The sequence below is a fragment of the Thermodesulfovibrionales bacterium genome (assembly GCA_035622735.1).
In the GTDB taxonomy this organism is placed as follows: Bacteria; Nitrospirota; Thermodesulfovibrionia; order Thermodesulfovibrionales; family UBA9159; genus DASPUT01.
In genome coordinates, this window is record DASPUT010000025.1 from 1 (window position 1) to 2,969 (window position 2,969).

General features: G+C 56.0%; 3 protein-coding genes. 2 read left to right on the forward strand and 1 reads right to left on the reverse strand.

All coding sequences use genetic code 11. The features are described 5' to 3' along the window. Window positions 1–783: nitronate monooxygenase (locus VEI96_01275; protein ID HXX56615.1), on the reverse strand; the 783-nt coding region annotated here is incomplete at its 3' end. Window positions 784–1,087: 304 nt separating this feature from the next. On the opposite strand from VEI96_01275, the gene VEI96_01280 reads away from it, so the two are divergent. Both VEI96_01280 and VEI96_01285 read left to right on the forward strand, forming a co-directional pair. Then, the gene (locus tag VEI96_01280; protein ID HXX56616.1) at window positions 1,088–1,705 is read left to right on the forward strand and encodes a TetR/AcrR family transcriptional regulator; all 618 of its coding nucleotides are present in this window, start codon (window positions 1,088–1,090) and stop codon (window positions 1,703–1,705) included. A 13-nt stretch (window positions 1,706–1,718) separates the two neighbouring features. Next, window positions 1,719–2,882 carry an efflux RND transporter periplasmic adaptor subunit gene (locus tag VEI96_01285; protein ID HXX56617.1) on the forward strand — a complete coding sequence of 388 codons (1,164 nt, stop codon included), beginning with the start codon at window positions 1,719–1,721 and terminating at the stop codon, window positions 2,880–2,882. Window positions 2,883–2,969: the final 87 nt, after the last annotated feature.

The following is a 2,969-nucleotide window of genomic DNA, read 5'->3' on the forward strand; positions in this document are numbered from 1 at the left end:
CTGCGCGACAAAGATGTCCTCCTTTTTCGCGTTTACCACCGCCTGCTTATATTCTTCGGTGGCGCTGCTCTCTTCCGTTGCGAGGAACCTCGTTCCCATCTGAACACCATCCGCTCCCATCCGCAAGAATCTTACGATGTCGCCGTGGGTGTAAATCCCTCCGGCGACGATGACGGGGAAGCCGCCGTACTTCAACGCCATGTCCTTAACGGGGGGCAAGAGGTTTTCGAGTCTGTTCTCTTCGAGATCCAAATGATCGATCCGGAAACCGAGATGCCCTCCGGCGAGCGGTCCCTCGAGCACGACCGCATCCGGCCGATACCCCAACCGTTCCCATTTCCTGCAAATGAGATCAAGGGCCCTTGCGGAGGACACTATCGGTATTAGGGCTGTATCCTTAGGAGGCTGAATCGCGGGCAGGTTCAGGGGCAATCCGGCCCCGGAGATGATGACATCGGCCTGTGCGTCAAGGGCCCCGCGAACGGAATCTTCATAGTCCCTCGCGAGTGCGCCCATGATGTTGATGCCGGCAAAGCCTCCCGCGGACCTGGCCAACGAAATTTCCTCGTACGCGGCCTCATATGTCCTGACCTTTTTCCCGTTTCTCTTCGAGAGGAGCCTGTCGAGGCAGGCGCTCGAAACGACGCCGACCCCCCCCTCACGCGCTACGGCGGCCGCAAGGGGATACAAGGAAACCCCCACACCCATCCCGCCCTGAATAATCGGCAGGGTGATCTTCCTTCCCTTGATCGTCAACGACGGCAATGTTCCTGAGCCAGACATGTACTTCCTTTCTTGAGCCCCGTGAGACAAACCGCAAGAGGATCTAAATCCTACGGGAATGTCTGCGTCCCGTTCCGTGAAAATGCTTACGACAGCTTTTTTAGTATAAACGATTCCTACGAGAAAAAGCTCTTTTTTGTGAGAACGAGGGGCGCTCTGTTGCTCGCATGGGCCTTGTGATGAGGATGCCGCGGATGTGAAAGACGGCCGACCTTGTCAGTCTTTCGCCGTGTTTCGGCATGAAACCCTCTGTCCCTTGACATCTCTGCGCCCTTTTGACTAATGTAAGTAAGCGCTAACAAACATGACAACGAACAGCGGTACACGAAAGAGGATTTTGGAGGCCGGGTTACGGGTCTTTTCGAAGAAGGGCTATCTCGGTGCCACGACGCGGGAGATCGCGGGCGAGGCGGGAATCGCGGAGGTGACCCTCTTCAGGCATTTCTCGTCGAAGGAAAAACTCTTCGAGGAAGTGATACACACCTACACCTTTCTCCCGGCCCTGAAAGGGCTGCTTCCCGAATTGAGGGACATGGATTACCCCGGCGCTCTCTCGGAGATAGCGAAGAGGTTTCTCGCGAGGCTATCCGAGAGGAGGGAACTGATACAGATCATGAACGCCGAGGTGCGGCTCTATCCCGCGAAGGTGAAGGAGATCTATCACAATTTTGTGGATGAAATCTTCAGGACGCTAGCGTCCTATTTCAAGGAGCTGAAGGGCAAGGGTGTTCTGCGGGACTTTCATCCCGAACTGGGTGCCCGGGCCTTTCTCGGGATGTTCTTTTCGTACTTCAACGCGCGGGAATTCCTCCTGCAGAGGAAATATCCCTTCACGGACGAGAGCGTCGTGCATGAGTATGTGGATATCTTCGTGAAAGGGACGTTGAGAGCGAAGACGCGACAGGGAGAGAGGAAAGGGTGATGAGAAAAGGGTGATGAGAAAAGGTGGGGAAGGGCAACTGTCGATGAACGGGAATTCGGTTTCTGTGAACGTGATGATACTCCTTGTTGCGGCTGTATTATCGGTATCCCTTCTGGCGTCTTGCTCGAGCGAAAAGAAGGCGCCTCCGAAGAAAGATGCGGTTCCGGTTTCAGCCAGCGATGTCGTGCAGAGGACGGTTCCCGTGCAGCTTCGTGCCATCGGCAATGTCGAGGCTTACACTACGGTCGGGGTGAAAGCGCAGATCGGCGGAGAACTTCAGACCGTGCACTTCAAAGAGGGACAGGACGTGAGGAAGGGCGACATCCTCTTCACGATCGACCCCCGTCCTTATGAAGCGGCGCTGAAACAAGCGGAGGCGAACCTCGCAAAGGACAGCGCTCAGCTCGAGAACGCTCGCGAGGAGGTACGGCGTTATGCGGAACTCGTCAAGAAGGGATACGTGGCTCAGGAGCAGTTCGACCAGATCCGCACAAACTTTGCGGCCTTTGAGGCGACAGTGAACGCAGACCGGGCCGTAGTAGAAAACGCCAGGCTTCAGGTCAAATACTGCTACATTTACTCTCCTGTTACCGGTCGTACCGGAAGTCTCCTGTCCCAACAGGGCAATCTCATAAAGGCGAATGCGGATAATCCTATAGTCGTAATCAACCAGGTTCAGCCGATCTACGTAACGTTTTCCGTGCCGGAACAGTACCTCGGTGAGATCAAGAAATATATGGCGATGGAGAAGGTGAAGGTCGATGCGGTCATCGGGACGGATGAAGCTCACCCTGTCGAGGGGATACTCACCTTCGTGGACAACGCGGTCGACGTCACGACCGGCACGATAAAGCTGAAGGCCACGTTCGCGAACGCGGAAAAAAGGCTCTGGCCCGGTCAGTTTGTGAACGTCGTCATGACGCTCACGACTCAGCCGAACGCGATCGTGATTCCCGCTCCCGCGGTCCAGACCGGGCAAAGTGGTCAGTATGTCTTCGTCATCAAGGACGACCTTACCGTTGAGTCACGCCCTGTTGATGTGGGCAGGGCACTCGACGGCGAATCGGTCATCGAGAAGGGACTTCGGGCCGGTGAGAAGGTCGTGACGGACGGACAACTCCGCCTCGTTCCGGGCGTCAGGGTCGAGATCAAGAATGCTGCGGGGCGCGGTAAATAATGCACGTATCCGAGCTCTTCATCAAACGGCCGATCATGACCTCACTGGTCATGCTCTCGATCCTCGTCGTCGGTATAGGCGGATACC